This is a genomic window from Shewanella sp. 10N.286.52.A9 (genome assembly GCF_041468985.1).
In the GTDB taxonomy this organism is placed as follows: Bacteria; Pseudomonadota; Gammaproteobacteria; order Enterobacterales; family Shewanellaceae; genus Shewanella; species Shewanella japonica.
In genome coordinates, this window is sequence record NZ_JBFRJQ010000014.1 from 43,940 (window position 1) to 59,472 (window position 15,533).

Sequence of the window (15,533 nt, forward strand, 5' to 3'; positions counted from 1 at the left end):
GTCATAGCTCAAACTGATATAATCTTTAAAGGCGGCTATTGAGCCGCCTTTTCATTTATTAAATTAAACAAAGGTTTTCCTCAATGACAGACACTATCGTGGCACAAGCAACCGCACCAGGTCGTGGCGGTGTAGGTATCATTCGTATTTCGGGTGATAAAGCCGCTGATGTAGCACAGCAGGTGTTAGGCCATTTACCTAAAACCCGTTATGCCGATTATTGCGATTTTAAAAATGCTGCTGGTGATGTTATTGACCAAGGAATTGCTTTGTTCTTTAAAGGGCCTAACTCCTTTACTGGTGAAGATGTATTAGAACTTCAAGGCCATGGTGGCCAAATCGTTTTAGACATGCTCATAAAGCGTGTAATGGAAGTGGATGGTCTTCGCATTGCTAAACCTGGTGAGTTTAGTGAGCAAGCCTTTATGAATGACAAGCTTGATTTAACCCAAGCTGAAGCTATCGCTGACTTAATTGATGCCACCAGCGAACAAGCCGCTAAAAGCGCCTTAAACTCGCTCCAAGGTGAGTTCTCAGATGAAGTACACCAACTTGTCGAACAAGTCACTAACTTGCGTTTATACGTCGAAGCAGCGATTGACTTCCCTGATGAAGAAGTCGACTTCTTATCTGATGGTAAAATTGCTAATTCACTTTATAACATCATCGACAAACTGGATTCAGTTCAAGCCAGTGCTAAACAAGGCTCGATTATCCGTGAAGGAATGAAAGTTGTCATTGCAGGACGTCCTAATGCGGGTAAATCTAGTCTGTTAAATGCTCTTGCTGGTAAAGAATCAGCCATTGTAACCGAAATTGCGGGTACCACACGTGATGTACTGCGTGAGCATATCCACTTAGATGGCATGCCATTGCATATTATCGATACTGCAGGCTTACGTGATACAGCCGATACGGTTGAAAAAATAGGTATCGAACGTGCTTGGGATGAAATAGCCACAGCAGACCGAGTGCTATTTATGGTTGATGGCACCACAACCACAGACGTAAATCCACATGAAATCTGGCCAGATTTTATCGACCGCCTCCCCGCTAAACTTGGCGTTACTGTGGTGCGAAATAAAGCCGACTTAACTGGTGAGCCTGTCATGACAACTGATGAGCACGGCTACAATGTTTACCGTATTTCAGCTAAGACAGGTTTAGGCGTTGAAGAACTTAAACAACACCTAAAATCCTTAATGGGTTATCAAAGTAACCTTGAAGGTGGTTTTATTGCCCGTCGTCGTCATTTAGAGGCATTAGATCTCGCTTCAAGCCATTTGCAATTAGGTAAAGAACAACTTGAAGTTTACTTGGCAGGCGAGTTACTTGCAGAAGAACTCCGTATGGCGCAAATGGCCTTATCAGAAATCACAGGTAAATTTACCTCCGATGATCTACTCGGTAAAATCTTCAGTTCATTCTGTATTGGTAAGTAACACAATATGTCAGCAAATAATGTCGTCGTTCTTGATTTCGAAACCACAGGTTTATCACCCGATAATGGTGATAGAGCCATTGAAATTGGTGCAGTAAAATTAGTAGATGGTGTCGTGGTTGACTCATTTCAAGAACTGATGAACCCAGGCCGACGGATAAATAGTTTCATTGAAAACTACACAGGAATTAGCAATCAAATGCTACAAACTGCTGATGATTGCGAAACGGTCATGGCACGCTTTGCAGACTTTATGGGCGACTTTAATCTCGTTGCCCATAACGCCAGCTTTGATAAGAAATTTTTAGACGCAGAGTTCAATAGGATAAATCATCAATACTCAGGTCAATTTGCTTGTTCTTTACTCTTGTCTCGTAGGATCAATCAAGATGCACCTAATCATAAACTGGGGACATTGGTTGATTATCATCAATTGCCAAATGATGGTGTTTTTCACCGAGCATTAGCAGATGCAACCATGACTGGTCATTTATGGCTCCATCAACTTGAAACTATCAAGCAATATAAACCTCAACAAGCGATCTCTTTTGAGCATATCCAGATGATAACAGGCATGCCAAAAGCTAAAGTTATCGCTTTTCTTAGCCAATAAAATAGTTATGCCGCAGATTGTTGTTGCGGCATTTTACTTAGCCAATCTTTAAATACAGTAAGCTTAGGTAATCGCTTGTCTGAATGGCCGAGCAATTGGGTAATAGCGTAGCAATATTGATAATATAAATTAGGATCAAGACCATCTTTACCCGCATCGTCAGTATTGATGATGGCGCCACGTAAATAATGAGTCACCAGTTCAGCTCGATTAAAACCAACAATCTTACCTATCTTATCAATCACATGGTGAAACCAAGCAAAATACTCATCATAGCGCTGCTGATACGCTTGCTGATATACCTCACTTGCATGGGATAAAATATCTTCATTTGGCATCACTCGTTCAATCACAAAACGTTGATTTACTAACGCATCATGTAAACGCCTGCATTGATGGAACAGAAACATATTGAGTGGATCTGCATAAGCTTGTTCATCAAGTTTTGCTTGGGCTAAGCAATGGTTTAAATCATCAATGGCCATAGCCACAATTAAATCAGCTTCATTGGGAAAATGGTTATACACAGTCCCTTTTGAAATTTGGCTAGCCTTTACTAAATGCGAACGACAAAGATCGAAGGTTTTATGTCCTTTTAAATAGCGCTGTGACACTTCAACTAAGTAATCACCTCGTTGTTGCCAGCTACTCATAATGCATCCCTTACTTTTCATCAATAATTTGTTATCACTTCACATTCGTACAATAACAAGCTTCTTACTTATTCGATATTAAGTAATACTGATACCACTATGAACAATTCCAATAGCCAATATTCCTAAAGATAATGCTAAAAATAGAATTGCTTGAAAGCTTTATTGCTGTGGCAGAAAATGGCAACTTATCAAAGGCTGCTGAACAAATTTGCCGCACTCAATCTGCATTAAGTTTGCAGATTAAAAAGCTTGAAGAAAGCGTTGGTCAACCACTGCTTATCCGTGATAACAAAGGGGTCACCTTGACAGAATCAGGTGTCACTTTGCTTAACTATGCTTATAAAATGATGCAGTTAAGTTCACAAGCTTTAGATGATTTAAAAGATGGCCAAAATCGAGAAATCATTCGATTAGGTGTTCCAACAGATTATATAAAACGATATTTAAGCAGCTGTTTATTAGAATTTATTCGTGAATTTACGCGAATTGAATTAGTGATTGATACTGACGTGAGCGGAAATTTATACAAACGCTTACAACAAGGTGAATTTGATGTCATCGTTGCAACTCATTGGCAAACACCGGCTAATGGAGAGTTGCTTTTTGAACGACGCTTTCATTGGGTAGCAGCCAAGAATGGTAATGCCCATAAACGCAGCGCTATTCCTATGGCACTGTACCCAGAAAATTGCCCAATTCGCGCACAAGTCTTTGCCAATCATCAATTAACAATGCGCTCGATCAATGTATTACTATCAACCCCGTCACCACAAGCATTGTGTATGGCCGTTGAAAACGATCTTACCATTGCCCCCATTGCTGAATTTCGGATCAGCGACAAAATGCAAATACTCGATCCCGTTGAGCATGGGCTGCCAATATTACCGGTATTCAACGAAGCACTTTATCTCAATCCTGATACCCAAACAGATGCTACCTTACAGTTAATTTCGTTGATTAAAGCCAATGTAGAAAACCTAGCACATCATAATGATGACAGTGAATAAGTGAACTCGCCTTGCTGAAGGTTCGATATCAAAGCATAAGTTGTACTTATTAATAAAACCTACAAATAAACCTCAATAAAAAACATAAAAAAAGCCCCTAAGATGATGAATTAGAGGCTTTGATTATCAGCAATTATCTTACCCAAAGGGGGAGGCAATTGATAAGCAACTGCTGACTTATCTGCTGTTATAAGTTAACTAAAACAATAAAGAACTACTCTTTATGTTTGTCGTATTTAAACGTGTGACAATCACTACAAATAGGCTTTTTCGCTTTATGTTCACCATGACACTCTTGACAAGGTAACTCTTTGCCATAATGCAAGTTATTATGTGGATTCTGCCACTTGTCTTCTTCACTACGCGCTGTTGTTTCAGCTAACTCATCAACATCATGACACTGCTGACAAGCTTGATCTGAAGGGAATTGTTTAATCCCCTGATCATGACAAGCTTTACAATCCTTACCAATCACTTCCTTATGATGGTCTCTGATTTCTACTGCTTGAACGCTGGCACTACTTAAACATAATAATCCCAATGCAAGCATTATCTTTAATGTGTTCATCAATAATTCCTCTTGTAAATTGGGTTACGCTTTCATCATGCTACGAGCAGCAGTCATTCCCATGACCATACACTCAGGAATAGAGCAACTTCCTAAGCGGCTTACACCATGGATACCACCACAGACTTCACCAGCAGCGTAAAGCCCTGGAATCGCAACACCCGTGAAGCTGTCTTTTACTTCTGCTTTGGTATTAATTTGAACGCCACCTTGGCAGTAATGCACTTTTGGCCATAAACGCACAACGGTAAAAGGCGCTTCAATATACTTACCTGCAGCCTTAGTCATATTTTTACCAAACTGCTTATCTTCACCAGATTTAACGTATTGGTTATATTCTTCAATTTGAGTTTTGAGTGCTTTTAGCGGCACATTAAAATGCGAAGCTAATTCCTCAACAGAGTCAAACTTCCACCCCACGTTGTACTTAATGACTTTTTTGGTATTAGGATGCTTTTTAGAATCTTTGTAGCTAGTGATTAAAATAGGTGGTAATGCATTTCCTTGTTCATCACGGCACGCAAGTTCAGCATCAGCTCGCGTTTTGCGGTCAGCAATTTCATCCATAAAACGTTGACCAGTTAAACGGTTAATCGCAATAGAATGAGGGAAGTTATAGATAGAATAGTTAGATACATAACCAAAACCACCTTCATCAGGTGACGCCCAAGGGCCAGACTGAATATGTGCTAAATGAACGGGGACGGCACCAAGGCGGAACATTTCATACATGCCTTCGCCTGTAGCACCTGGAGCATTGGTACAACCTACTTCAGAGGTTAACGTTGGATCTTGCGCCATACGCAGATTTACATTTTGAGCAAAACCTCCTGTCGCCATAATCACGCCACGTTTTGCACGGATATTAATCACTTTGCCTGGTTGATCTTCGCCAAAGTGATAGTTATCACGCATTTTAACGCCTAACACTTCACCTTTTTCGCCGACAAGGAAGCCTTCAAACTTAGAACGGTTATGGGTGTGCACACCCAATTCACGGCATTTATGTAACAAAGGTTGAGTAATACCAGCACCACAACTCACCGTTGTTTGGTAAGTTCGAGCAACCGAATGACCGCCGAGTTGCTGTAAATATGGATGATATTCAGACCCTGCATCAAAGGTCATTTGCAATGCTTCCATAGCATGCTCAGCAACATGGCGTAGTAAAGCTTCGTCAGCAATACCACGTCCAGCCGCTAATTGGTCTGCAACCATACGATCTACAGAATCATTAACGCCTTCTTTTGATTGCATTGGCGTACCTGGTGCAGCAAATAAACCACCATTAATGGCTGAGTTACCACCAAAATAGGACATTTTTTCAAAAATATGGACGTCCTTGGCACCCAATTTCGTCGCTTCAATTCCTGCTGCTAACCCTGCAAAGCCAGAACCAATAATGACGATTTCAATTTCTTTATCCCACTTAACACCGTCTGCTTTTTCAGAAACAGCCATCGCTGGAGCCACCATTGCAGCACCCGCTGCAACACCAAGCCCTGCGATAAATTTACGGCGTCCTAACAGATCTACATTACTCATAGGTCATCACCCTTTTTTTAAATTGACTCCTTCATCATAAAGATGGAATCAATTCCAAAAAGGGAATCAACCAAGGTTTACTTATATCTAAATAGGTAGATTTACAGAAATGAACCACAGCGCATATTTTAATCAAATATGGATGTGCGATAGCGATTTGGAATAGGTTCCAAATCGCTATCTCAAAGCAAGATGAATCAATAACACATTACAGATTACTGCTTAGGTAAACATTCAGTGAGTTTATCTACCAATAATCTGACTTTAGGAGATAGATGACGGTTTTGTGGATACAAAGCCCATATGCCTTCTTTTTCTTGTTGAAAAGATGCCAGTAGTACATTTAGCTTATTGTCAGCAATAGCCTGTTTAACGTAATAACCTGGTAATTGCACAATTCCCAGGCCTTTTAATGCCGCATCCAATAAACTAATACCGCTACTGCATTGCAGGTTCCCATGTACTTTTATACTTCTCGCCTTACCTAATTCATTAAAGTGCCAGTGAGATTGCGAGCCGATTAAACAATTATGCTGACTCAGTTCAGATAATGAATATGGCGCACCAAAGCGATTAATATACTCAGGTGCAGCACACACAAATTGCTCACGACTGGTTAGCCGCTTTGCCATCATACTAGAGTCAGGTAATCGGCCTAAGCGAATAGCCAAATCATAACCGCCCTCAACTAAATCTAATTGCCTGTTTGTTAATTCACAAATCACTTCGACATCAGGATATTGCTGCATATAGTCAGTCACAATCGGCATGATAAACTTCTCACCATAGGTCACTGGTGCAGTCAGCTTGATTAACCCTTGCGGTTTATTTTGCAGGCTACTGATGGCTCGCTCAGCTTCTTCGAGACCATCAATCACCTGCCTACAATGCCGATAAAAAACTTGCCCTTCTTCTGTCAGAGAGACTTTTCTGGTGGTACGGTAAAAAAGTTTAGTATTTAACCTATTTTCAATCTGACTAATTTGACGGCTAACTTGGGCTGTTGAAATAGACAAACGCTTACCAGCAGCAGTAAAACTGTCCGTTTCAGCTACTGCGACAAACTCATAAACCCCTTCCCATGGCAGCATTATTACTCACCTGTAAAAGTCATTTGTAATTTAAGCTTATTATCAACTGACAGAAAATAAATACAATAGATCTATCACTACAAAATCTCATCTACACTAAGTAGATTCAATTTAGTCGTTCATCTTTAATAAGGACAAACACAATGTCAGCACAATTTATTAAGTCTAAAGCCGCTGTTGCATGGGGACCAGGACAACCTTTATCAGTTGAAGAAGTTGATGTCATGTACCCAAAAGCGGGAGAAGTGATGGTAAAGATTATCGCTTCGGGTGTTTGTCATACTGACGCATTTACCCTATCAGGTGATGATCCAGAAGGTGTTTTCCCGGCAATTCTGGGCCATGAAGGTGGCGGGATTGTTGAAATGGTCGGTGAAGGAGTCACTAGCGTTAAAGTCGGTGACCATGTTATTCCTCTTTACACCGCTGAGTGTGGTAAATGTAAATTCTGTACATCAGGTAAAACCAACCTATGTAGCGCAGTACGTGAAACCCAAGGTAAAGGCTTAATGCCTGATGGTACTACTCGCTTTTATAAAGATGGTGAGCCAATTTTCCATTATATGGGTTGTTCAACATTCTCCGAGTACACCGTATTACCTGAAATCTCACTTGCAAAAGTGAATAAAGATGCGCCACTAGAAGAAGTCTGTTTATTAGGTTGTGGTGTCACTACAGGTATGGGCGCCGTACTTAATACCGCTAAGGTTCAAAAAGGCGATACCGTAGCCATATTTGGTTTAGGTGGCATTGGTTTATCAGCAATTATTGGCGCTACCATGGCTGGGGCTTCACGTATTATTGGTATTGACTTAAATGAATCTAAATTTGAGCTAGCTACTAAACTTGGCGCGACAGATTGCATTAACCCTAAAAACTACGATAAACCTATTCAAGATGTCATTGTAGAGCTAACCGACGGTGGTGTTGATTTCTCTTTCGAATGTATCGGTAACGTTAATGTGATGCGCAGTGCACTTGAGTGTTGTCATAAAGGTTGGGGAGAGTCTGTGATTATTGGTGTTGCTGGTGCAGGACAAGAAATCTCAACTCGTCCATTCCAGTTGGTGACAGGCCGAGTCTGGAAAGGCAGCGCATTTGGCGGTGTTAAAGGACGCAGTGAATTACCAGGCATTGTTGAGCAGTATCTAAATGGTGAGTTTAAATTAGATCACTTCATCACTCACACTATGGGGCTTGAAGGAATTAATGATGCTTTCGATTTAATGCACAGCGGAGAAAGTATTCGCTCTGTCATTCATTTCGACAAGTAAGCTCTGCGCAAATGTTATCCATTCAGAACGCTAACATATTCTGAATTGAACACCTTAAGACAACCATATGCCTTATCAGTTGATAAGGCATTTTCAAAAGAAGTGATAACAACATGACGTTAGAAAATGTCAGCAGTAATAAAGTTTTCGGTGGCTGGTTAAAGCAATATAACCATCATTCAGACACGGTAAATTGCCAAATGCGTTTTGCCATTTACTTACCACCACAAGCGGCAACTCAAAAAGTACCTGTGCTTTATTGGTTATCAGGTTTAACCTGCACCGATGAAAATGTTATGCAAAAATCAGGTATTCAACGAATAGCTGCGGAACTGGGTATTGCCATTGTGGCACCAGATACTAGCCCACGTGGTGAGAATATCGCAGACGACAGCGAAGGAGCTTATGATTTTGGTCTAGGCGCAGGTTTTTATGTCAATGCAACTCAAGCCCCTTTTAATACCCATTATCAAATGTATGACTACGTTGTGAACGAGTTGCCAGAACTCATTGAACAACACTTTCCTGTTTCTCAGCAGCGCAGCATAAGTGGTCACTCAATGGGCGGTCATGGTGCTATCAGTATCGGTCTTAAAAATCCGCAGCGTTATCAGTCAATCTCAGCATTCAGCCCGATTTGTAATCCTATTAATTGCCCTTGGGGACAAAAGGCTTTTACTGGTTATCTAGGTACAGATAAACAAGATTGGCTTGAATATGACAGCACGGAATTAATGAAGCTTACTCAAGCCGCTATTCCTATGCTGGTGGACCAAGGTAGCGATGATAATTTCTTAGCAGAGCAGTTAAAACCACAAGTATTAGTCGATGCAGCCAAAGAACAGGAATACCCTTTAACCCTGCGTATGCAAGAAGGCTACGATCATAGCTACTACTTCATTAGTAGTTTTATCGAAGACCATTTAAGGTTCCATGCAAAGTATTTATAAATAGAAAACGACAATGTTCAATGAGCCTTTACCTAAAAAAGAGGTCATTGTTCCATGTGAAACATAGTTAGAGTTTCAAAATAGAAATAACAGCCTTATAAAGATAGTAAAGCCTCAATGTGAATAACATTGAGGCTTTTATATAGGCAGTTACACGCATTGATAATGAAGAAAATAACTTGATAGAAAGACTAATTAACGCAATAACTCATCTTTGTCTCAGTCATTTTTCTGTTAAGTGCATTAGCCTTTAATGTCGCTAAAAGTGCAATAACCGAACATCCAAACATGATCAGCACCATGGGCCATAAAGCGTCTTTCAACAGTAATGCTGTTATACCACTAATAATTGCGCCGATGAAAAACTGCATAGCTCCCATTAACGCTGAAGCAGTACCTGCACTTCTACCAAAGTGCTTTAAAAAGCTTACACTTGCATTAGATATTGTCCCACCAGTCGCCGCCATACAGATAACAAAGCCAGAAACAGCAAACCATAGATTATTTGGCATAATCAAAATTGAACAGAACAAAACAAGTCCACCGAACACTTTTAACCCTAAAAATGCCAACAGCATTTGTTCAGCATCATAACGATTAAGCAAATAAGCATTTAAACGATTGATGATCACAACTCCCACAACATTAGCAATAAATAACCCTGAAAAGAGCGTTTCGCTAACACCAAACTTAACTAAATAAGCAAAAGGTGCATTGGTAATAAACGTGATTAATAGCGCATAAGAAAACACTTGTGCAATTAAATATCCCCGTGCAGGTTTGAACTTAAGAACACTTTTAAAGCTAGTACTAGGCATAGTATTACTAGCCTTTATATGCTTTGGCATAATAAAAAATGCACAGATTGCCACAAGGATTGCGAAAATTGCAGATGATAAGAAAATCCAATGCCAGCTGGATATTTTCATGATTAAGGTGCCAATGGCGGGAGCAATAGAAGGAGCTATCATCATAATTAGCATCACAAGTGAGAATACTTTCGCCGCTTCTTTTCCTTCTGCATTATCACGAATAGTTGCAGGAACAACAACAACAGCCATACCGCCACCAATTGATTGCAAGCAACGCCAAAGCCAAAAAAACGCCAGAGAATCGACTAAAGCCAACACTAAACTGCAAACACCAAACACCAGTAAACCTAATGACATAATTGGCTGACGGCCAAATTTATCAGATAGTGGTCCGCCAACTAACTGACCAATTGCCATCCCGAAAACATACATGCTGACGGTAATCGCAATCAAAGAAGTGTCGACATTGAAATCAGTTGCAATGATTGGAATCGCTGGCAGATAACTATCGATCGCGTATGGAGTCATCGCAAAAACAGCAGCAAGTAACAGAATTAAGCTTTTAGATATGGATTGTTGCATTTACACCTCTAAAGTACCTTTCCAGAAAGATACTAGCTAGATTTTACCTTTCTAGCAAGATATATTACTTGCAACACCCACTGATTAAATGAATAGATTTTGCCAAAACAGGAAAGTGTCGATAGCATTTTACAATCAACAAAAATTAATTGGCCTGAAGCATACGACCATATTTCTCCGTCGATTCTTAAATTGCTCAGAGCTCATCATCACATCAGAACAGATCTCGAAGAGCTATTAGGTCATTACCAAATACAAGGTGCAGACTTCGGTATTCTGGCAACCTTAAGAAGAAGTGGCGAGCCTTATTGTTTGTCACCAACCACCCTTTACCACTCTCTACTATTCAGTTCAGGCGGTTTAACAAAAGTCCTAAACAGGATGAAGCAAGCTGAGCTAATAGAAAGACTGGATAATCCTGACGACAAACGTAGTAAGCTGGTTAAGTTATCACCAATGGGAAAAGAACTGGTTGACGCTATCATCGTTGAACTTCATAAAAATGAACAAAAAAAATTAGCAATTTTGTCAGAAGATGAGATAAAACAGCTAGATATACTACTTAGTAAACTACTCTTGAGTTGGAATTAACACTCAACAGCAATAAAAAATGCCAGCTAAATGTTAGCTGGCATTTTATCTATTTCTATTCATTAATGATGATTTGTAGTCAATGACTTATTGGCAAGTTTAGCAAAGTAACGTTTAGATTCTGCCCTCACCTTTGGCGCAAGTAAAATAGCAGACGTCATCGTCGGAATAGCCATTAAGGCATATGCCGCATCAATAATATTAACAATTTCTTGAATACTTGCCGTTGCAGCAAATAAAATCGCACACAAGAAAAAGTACTGATATAAACGTAACCGTTGACGACCAAATAAAAATGCAAAGCACTGGCCACCATAAAATGCTTGAGTAAAAATGGTACTGATACTGAAGAACACCACACACAATATCAACAGATAAGGCCCTACTCCTGGCATTGTCATTTCAAAGGCTTGGGCAGATAAATTAACACCTTGTGCTTCACCTGTTTGCCAAACCCCAGAAATCAAAATTATCATTGCTGTTGCAGTACACACTAACAAAGTGTCAATGGCTGGACCAAGCATAGCGACAAGGCCTTCTTTAACAGGTTCATTGGTTCTCGCACTACCATGAGCCATTACTTCGGTACCAATACCCGCTTCATTTGAAAAAGCCGCACGACGAATGCCAATTAGCATAGTACCTAATATGCCGCCTCCAACTGAGTTTAATGAAAAAGCCTCTGTAAAAATTAATGCAAAGTAATGAGGTATTTCAGTTATATGAGTCGCAATAACATAAAAAGCACAGCTCATATAAATGAGGATCATCAATGGCACCACCTTTGATGCCACAGATGCAATACGTTTGATCCCGCCTAAAATAACGCTAGCAACAATCAGCATAACGACGATACCCAGTGATAAATCGATCCAAAAAGTAGATTCATTAGCTGGAAAATATCCTGGTTTTACAATTAGCCATTCACGAATAATCTGTACCAGTTGATTAGAGTTAAATAATGGAAAGTTACCCACTAGGCCTACAACACAAAAGAAAACTGCTAAAAAGTGCCACTTTTTAGATAACCCTTGAGTAATAATGTACATAGGGCCACCTTGTACATCGCCATTTTCATCTTTACCTCGATACATTATCGCTAAGGTACAAGTAAAAAATTTGGTCGCCATTCCAACAATGGCACTGATCCACATCCAAAAAATAGCGCCTGGACCACCCACCATGATTGCGACAGCGACACTGCCGATGTTGCCCATTCCAACGGTACCTGCCATTGCACTGGAGAGTGCACCAGCGTGACTAATATGCCCTTCTGCACCTTTATCTGGATGTTTACCCCTTACAATATTAATGGCATGACCAATATATCGAAACGGAATAAACCTCGAATAAATAAGGAAAAAAAGCCCTCCACCCACAAGTAATACCAACATATGTGGGCCCCAAGCTAAATCGGCTATTTGGGCAGTAATAGAAACAAGAGACATGAAAAGTTATATTTTTGTTAAATGTAACTATTGAAAATACGGACAAAAACCGCTTTGTGCAATGATAAATCAGCGTAAACTATGACAATTAACGGTTAATTCAAAGGCAATAATATGGCAAAAATCGAAATTTTAGTCGGTACAACGCAAGGTGGTACTGAATATGTAGCAGACGATATGGCTGCAGAATTAGACAAATTAGGCCACGAAACTCAAATACATCTCGCTCCTAATTTATCTGAATTAGATCCCAAATCCCTATGGATGATCGTCAGTTCTACACATGGAGCTGGTGATCTTCCCGACAATATAGCGCCTTTTTATCAACAATTGATCGCCACAAATGATGATCTTACAGAGCTAAAATATGCGTTATGCGCTATTGGTGATTCAAGTTACGATACTTTTTGCCAAGGCCCAGAAAAAATAATTTCAAGGTTAGATCAACTCGGTGCAATCTCATTTGTGAATAAGATCCAAATCGATGTTCAAATGGATCCAGTACCTGAAGATGCCGCGCTTGCTTGGTTAGCTCAATGGCAATCGTCGATCACTCCCACTAATTAAGTTAACATCTTCATTTATACTCACAAAATTAGCCAACCTTATCCACAATAAGTTAATTTACAAGATAACTATGTGGATAAGGTATTATTTTATCCGATCATAACTTTGTATTGATCCACACCTGATCTGGTTAAAGATCCCCCCTGTGGATAAGTAGCCGATCTATCCCCAACTTATATTGAATTAGATCGCAGTTAGATCACAAGATCGTTTATCTATTACCCATTGAATATAAAGAAAAATTAGGCTTACCCACAGAAAAGCACGATCCTAATAATAAACATAACAAAGAGATCTTTAAAAAGATCTTAAGATCTATTAAGCAAACCTCCTCTGATCGAAAGACGAAAATTGATCATTCCCGAAAAGCAAACCAGGTGCTAAAATACTCGGCTCAGAGAGTCTTTCGTTTAAAGATCTAAATTAGAAATTTATTTTATCCAAGGTTACAAAATGCATTTTCATGAACGGTTTGATGTAATTGTTGTTGGTGGTGGTCATGCCGGAACCGAAGCAGCCTTAGCTGCTGCCAGAATGGGATCAAAAACCCTATTACTGACACACAATATTGATACCCTTGGACAAATGTCTTGTAATCCAGCCATTGGTGGGATTGGCAAAGGCCATTTGGTAAAAGAAATTGATGCCTTAGGCGGTGCAATGGCAACCGCAACTGACTTTGCAGGTATCCAATTTAGAACATTAAATTCAAGCAAAGGCCCAGCTGTTAGAGCGACTCGTGCACAAGCTGATAGAGCTTTGTATCGTCAAAAAATACAACAAATTTTACAACATCAACCCAATCTACGTATTTTTCAACAAGCTGTAGACGATTTAGTTGTTGAAAACAATAAAGTTTTAGGTGTTGTTACTCAAATGGGCTTAGCATTTGAAGCCCCAAGCGTTGTATTAACAACCGGTACTTTCCTAAGTGGTAAAATTCATATTGGCTTAGAAAATTACAGCGGCGGAAGAGCAGGTGATCCACCTGCAATTGCACTCGCTAATAGACTAAAAGAATTACCAATTCGTGTTGGACGTCTAAAAACGGGCACGCCACCAAGAATTGATGCAAACACGATTGATTTCGATAAAATGCAAGAACAAAAAGGTGACAGTCCGTTACCTGTCATGTCATTCATTGGTGATGTTAGCCAGCATCCTGAACAAGTTTCTTGTTACATCACACATACCAATGAAAAAACTCACGATATTATTCGTGGAGGACTCGATCGTAGCCCAATGTACTCAGGTGTTATTGAAGGAATTGGTCCAAGATATTGCCCATCGATCGAAGATAAAATTAATCGTTTTGCAGACAAAAACTCCCATCAAATTTTTATTGAACCAGAAGGGTTAACCACTAATGAGATCTACCCTAATGGGATCTCAACAAGTCTACCTTTCGATGTACAATTAAATTTGGTTAGATCTATTCAAGGTATGGAAAATGCTGAGATCATTCGTCCTGGATACGCCATTGAATATGATTATTTTGATCCAAGAGATCTTAAAAACTCTTTAGAAACTAAAAATATTGATGGTTTATTCTTTGCTGGACAAATTAACGGCACAACCGGATATGAAGAAGCGGGTGCACAAGGTTTGTTAGCTGGAATGAATGCATCATTGCAAGTACAAGGCAAAGAAGTTTGGTGTCCAAGACGAGATCAGGCATACATTGGCGTATTGGTTGACGATTTATCAACACTTGGCACAAAAGAACCTTACCGCATGTTTACCAGTCGTGCTGAATACCGTTTGTTACTTCGTGAAGACAATGCTGATTTACGTCTCACTGAAAAAGGCCGTGAATTAGGCTTAGTTGATGATGAGCGCTGGCAGAAGTTTAGTGAAAAACAAGAGTTAATTGAAACTGAATTACAGCGTTTACGCAGTAATTGGGTTCATAAAAACTCACCGTTACTGGATGTATTGAATCCTGAATTAAATACACCTATTTCACGTGAAGCATCATTTGAAGATTTATTACGTCGTCCAGAAATGGATTACGGTAAATTAATGAGTTTAGAAGGTTTCGGCCCAGGTGTTGACGATCCGCGTGCTGCAGAGCAAGTTCAGATCCAAGTGAAATATTCAGGCTATATTCAAAGACAGCAAGGTGAAATTGACAAAGCAATCCGTCATGAAACGACAGTTTTACCATTGGATTTGGATTATCAAGAAGTGCAAGGTTTGTCGAATGAGGTCATTGCTAAGATGAATGAGCATAAACCTGAAACCATTGGCCAAGCTTCACGTATTTCTGGAATGACCCCAGCCGCAATTTCAATTTTACTGGTTCACCTTAAAAAACGTGGTTTATTACGTAAAAGCGCATAAATCGCAGTAAAAAGTTGTGTTTTAACCAATAAGGGAAGCATTGAG

Annotated in this window: 14 protein-coding genes; 8 read left to right on the plus strand and 6 right to left on the minus strand. The window is 39.8% G+C overall.

All coding sequences use genetic code 11. From position 1 onward, the window contains the following. The first annotated feature begins 83 nt into the window (after nucleotides 1-83). Nucleotides 84-1,442, plus strand: a complete 1,359-nt coding sequence (mnmE, locus tag AB4128_RS12190; RefSeq protein ID WP_211031318.1) for a tRNA uridine-5-carboxymethylaminomethyl(34) synthesis GTPase MnmE — start codon at nucleotides 84-86, stop codon at nucleotides 1,440-1,442. A 6-nt stretch (nucleotides 1,443-1,448) separates the two neighbouring features. After that, entirely contained in the window at nucleotides 1,449-2,054 is a 606-nt protein-coding gene (locus AB4128_RS12195) for a PolC-type DNA polymerase III (RefSeq protein ID WP_372037807.1), read from the plus strand. A gap of 5 nt (nucleotides 2,055-2,059) precedes the next feature. Here AB4128_RS12195 and AB4128_RS12200 read toward each other — a convergent pair whose 3' ends face one another. Continuing rightward, nucleotides 2,060-2,707 (minus strand): TetR/AcrR family transcriptional regulator, encoded by a 648-nt coding sequence (locus AB4128_RS12200; protein WP_065108807.1) that lies wholly within the window; start codon nucleotides 2,705-2,707, stop codon nucleotides 2,060-2,062. A 134-nt stretch (nucleotides 2,708-2,841) separates the two neighbouring features. On the opposite strand from AB4128_RS12200, the gene AB4128_RS12205 reads away from it, so the two are divergent. Further along, on the plus strand, nucleotides 2,842-3,717 hold the full coding sequence (locus tag AB4128_RS12205) for a LysR family transcriptional regulator (protein WP_055025470.1): 876 nt from the start codon (nucleotides 2,842-2,844) through the stop codon (nucleotides 3,715-3,717). Nucleotides 3,718-3,931: 214 nt separating this feature from the next. On the opposite strand, the gene AB4128_RS12210 is transcribed toward AB4128_RS12205, so the two are convergent. The 3 genes from AB4128_RS12210 to AB4128_RS12220 all read right to left on the minus strand — a co-directional run bounded on the left by AB4128_RS12210 (nucleotide 3,932) and on the right by AB4128_RS12220 (nucleotide 6,921). Continuing rightward, on the minus strand, nucleotides 3,932-4,285 hold the full coding sequence (locus AB4128_RS12210; protein ID WP_055025469.1) for a cytochrome c3 family protein: 354 nt from the start codon (nucleotides 4,283-4,285) through the stop codon (nucleotides 3,932-3,934). A gap of 24 nt (nucleotides 4,286-4,309) precedes the next feature. Next, the gene (locus AB4128_RS12215; RefSeq protein ID WP_055025468.1) at nucleotides 4,310-5,830 is read right to left on the minus strand and encodes a flavocytochrome c; all 1,521 of its coding nucleotides are present in this window, start codon (nucleotides 5,828-5,830) and stop codon (nucleotides 4,310-4,312) included. 215 nt (nucleotides 5,831-6,045) lie between these two features. Further along, entirely contained in the window at nucleotides 6,046-6,921 is an 876-nt protein-coding gene (locus tag AB4128_RS12220; protein ID WP_080917314.1) for a LysR substrate-binding domain-containing protein, read from the minus strand. Between the two features lie 143 nt (nucleotides 6,922-7,064). Between AB4128_RS12220 and AB4128_RS12225 the strand changes: the two genes are divergently transcribed. Together AB4128_RS12225 and fghA are read left to right on the plus strand one after the other, a co-directional pair. Then, entirely contained in the window at nucleotides 7,065-8,195 is a 1,131-nt protein-coding gene (locus AB4128_RS12225; RefSeq protein ID WP_055025466.1) for an S-(hydroxymethyl)glutathione dehydrogenase/class III alcohol dehydrogenase, read from the plus strand. 113 nt (nucleotides 8,196-8,308) lie between these two features. Next, a complete protein-coding gene (gene fghA / locus AB4128_RS12230; protein WP_372037811.1) occupies nucleotides 8,309-9,145 on the plus strand; it encodes an S-formylglutathione hydrolase in 837 nt (278 codons plus the stop codon). 191 nt (nucleotides 9,146-9,336) lie between these two features. Here the strand turns inward: fghA and AB4128_RS12235 are convergent, their stop codons facing one another. Then, the gene (locus AB4128_RS12235) at nucleotides 9,337-10,539 is read right to left on the minus strand and encodes a multidrug effflux MFS transporter (protein WP_080917311.1); all 1,203 of its coding nucleotides are present in this window, start codon (nucleotides 10,537-10,539) and stop codon (nucleotides 9,337-9,339) included. A 99-nt stretch (nucleotides 10,540-10,638) separates the two neighbouring features. Between AB4128_RS12235 and AB4128_RS12240 the strand changes: the two genes are divergently transcribed. Next, nucleotides 10,639-11,130, plus strand: a complete 492-nt coding sequence (locus AB4128_RS12240; protein WP_372037813.1) for a MarR family winged helix-turn-helix transcriptional regulator — start codon at nucleotides 10,639-10,641, stop codon at nucleotides 11,128-11,130. A 62-nt stretch (nucleotides 11,131-11,192) separates the two neighbouring features. Here the strand turns inward: AB4128_RS12240 and AB4128_RS12245 are convergent, their stop codons facing one another. Continuing rightward, on the minus strand, nucleotides 11,193-12,578 hold the full coding sequence (locus AB4128_RS12245) for a sodium:alanine symporter family protein (protein ID WP_065108813.1): 1,386 nt from the start codon (nucleotides 12,576-12,578) through the stop codon (nucleotides 11,193-11,195). A 114-nt stretch (nucleotides 12,579-12,692) separates the two neighbouring features. On the opposite strand from AB4128_RS12245, the gene mioC reads away from it, so the two are divergent. Together mioC and mnmG are read left to right on the plus strand one after the other, a co-directional pair. Next, complete coding sequence (gene mioC / locus AB4128_RS12250) at nucleotides 12,693-13,145, plus strand: FMN-binding protein MioC (protein ID WP_119969581.1); 453 nt, start codon at nucleotides 12,693-12,695, stop codon at nucleotides 13,143-13,145. A 453-nt stretch (nucleotides 13,146-13,598) separates the two neighbouring features. Then, complete coding sequence (gene mnmG / locus AB4128_RS12255; RefSeq protein WP_065108815.1) at nucleotides 13,599-15,488, plus strand: tRNA uridine-5-carboxymethylaminomethyl(34) synthesis enzyme MnmG; 1,890 nt, start codon at nucleotides 13,599-13,601, stop codon at nucleotides 15,486-15,488. Nucleotides 15,489-15,533: the final 45 nt, after the last annotated feature.

What these genes read in the sequence shown, in the direction of transcription:
- mnmG (WP_065108815.1), top strand. Translation starts at nt 13,599, where the DNA reads ATGCATTTTCATGAACGGTTTGATGTAATTGTTGTTGGTGGTGGTCAT.
- AB4128_RS12235 (WP_080917311.1), bottom strand. Translation starts at nt 10,539, where the DNA reads ATGCAACAATCCATATCTAAAAGCTTAATTCTGTTACTTGCTGCTGTT.
- mnmE (WP_211031318.1), top strand. Translation starts at nt 84, where the DNA reads ATGACAGACACTATCGTGGCACAAGCAACCGCACCAGGTCGTGGCGGT.
- mioC (WP_119969581.1), top strand. Translation starts at nt 12,693, where the DNA reads ATGGCAAAAATCGAAATTTTAGTCGGTACAACGCAAGGTGGTACTGAA.
- AB4128_RS12225 (WP_055025466.1), top strand. Translation starts at nt 7,065, where the DNA reads ATGTCAGCACAATTTATTAAGTCTAAAGCCGCTGTTGCATGGGGACCA.
- fghA (WP_372037811.1), top strand. Translation starts at nt 8,309, where the DNA reads ATGACGTTAGAAAATGTCAGCAGTAATAAAGTTTTCGGTGGCTGGTTA.
- AB4128_RS12220 (WP_080917314.1), bottom strand. Translation starts at nt 6,921, where the DNA reads ATGCTGCCATGGGAAGGGGTTTATGAGTTTGTCGCAGTAGCTGAAACG.
- AB4128_RS12245 (WP_065108813.1), bottom strand. Translation starts at nt 12,578, where the DNA reads ATGTCTCTTGTTTCTATTACTGCCCAAATAGCCGATTTAGCTTGGGGC.
- AB4128_RS12200 (WP_065108807.1), bottom strand. Translation starts at nt 2,707, where the DNA reads ATGAGTAGCTGGCAACAACGAGGTGATTACTTAGTTGAAGTGTCACAG.
- AB4128_RS12205 (WP_055025470.1), top strand. Translation starts at nt 2,842, where the DNA reads ATGCTAAAAATAGAATTGCTTGAAAGCTTTATTGCTGTGGCAGAAAAT.
- AB4128_RS12195 (WP_372037807.1), top strand. Translation starts at nt 1,449, where the DNA reads ATGTCAGCAAATAATGTCGTCGTTCTTGATTTCGAAACCACAGGTTTA.
- AB4128_RS12215 (WP_055025468.1), bottom strand. Translation starts at nt 5,830, where the DNA reads ATGAGTAATGTAGATCTGTTAGGACGCCGTAAATTTATCGCAGGGCTT.
- AB4128_RS12210 (WP_055025469.1), bottom strand. Translation starts at nt 4,285, where the DNA reads ATGAACACATTAAAGATAATGCTTGCATTGGGATTATTATGTTTAAGT.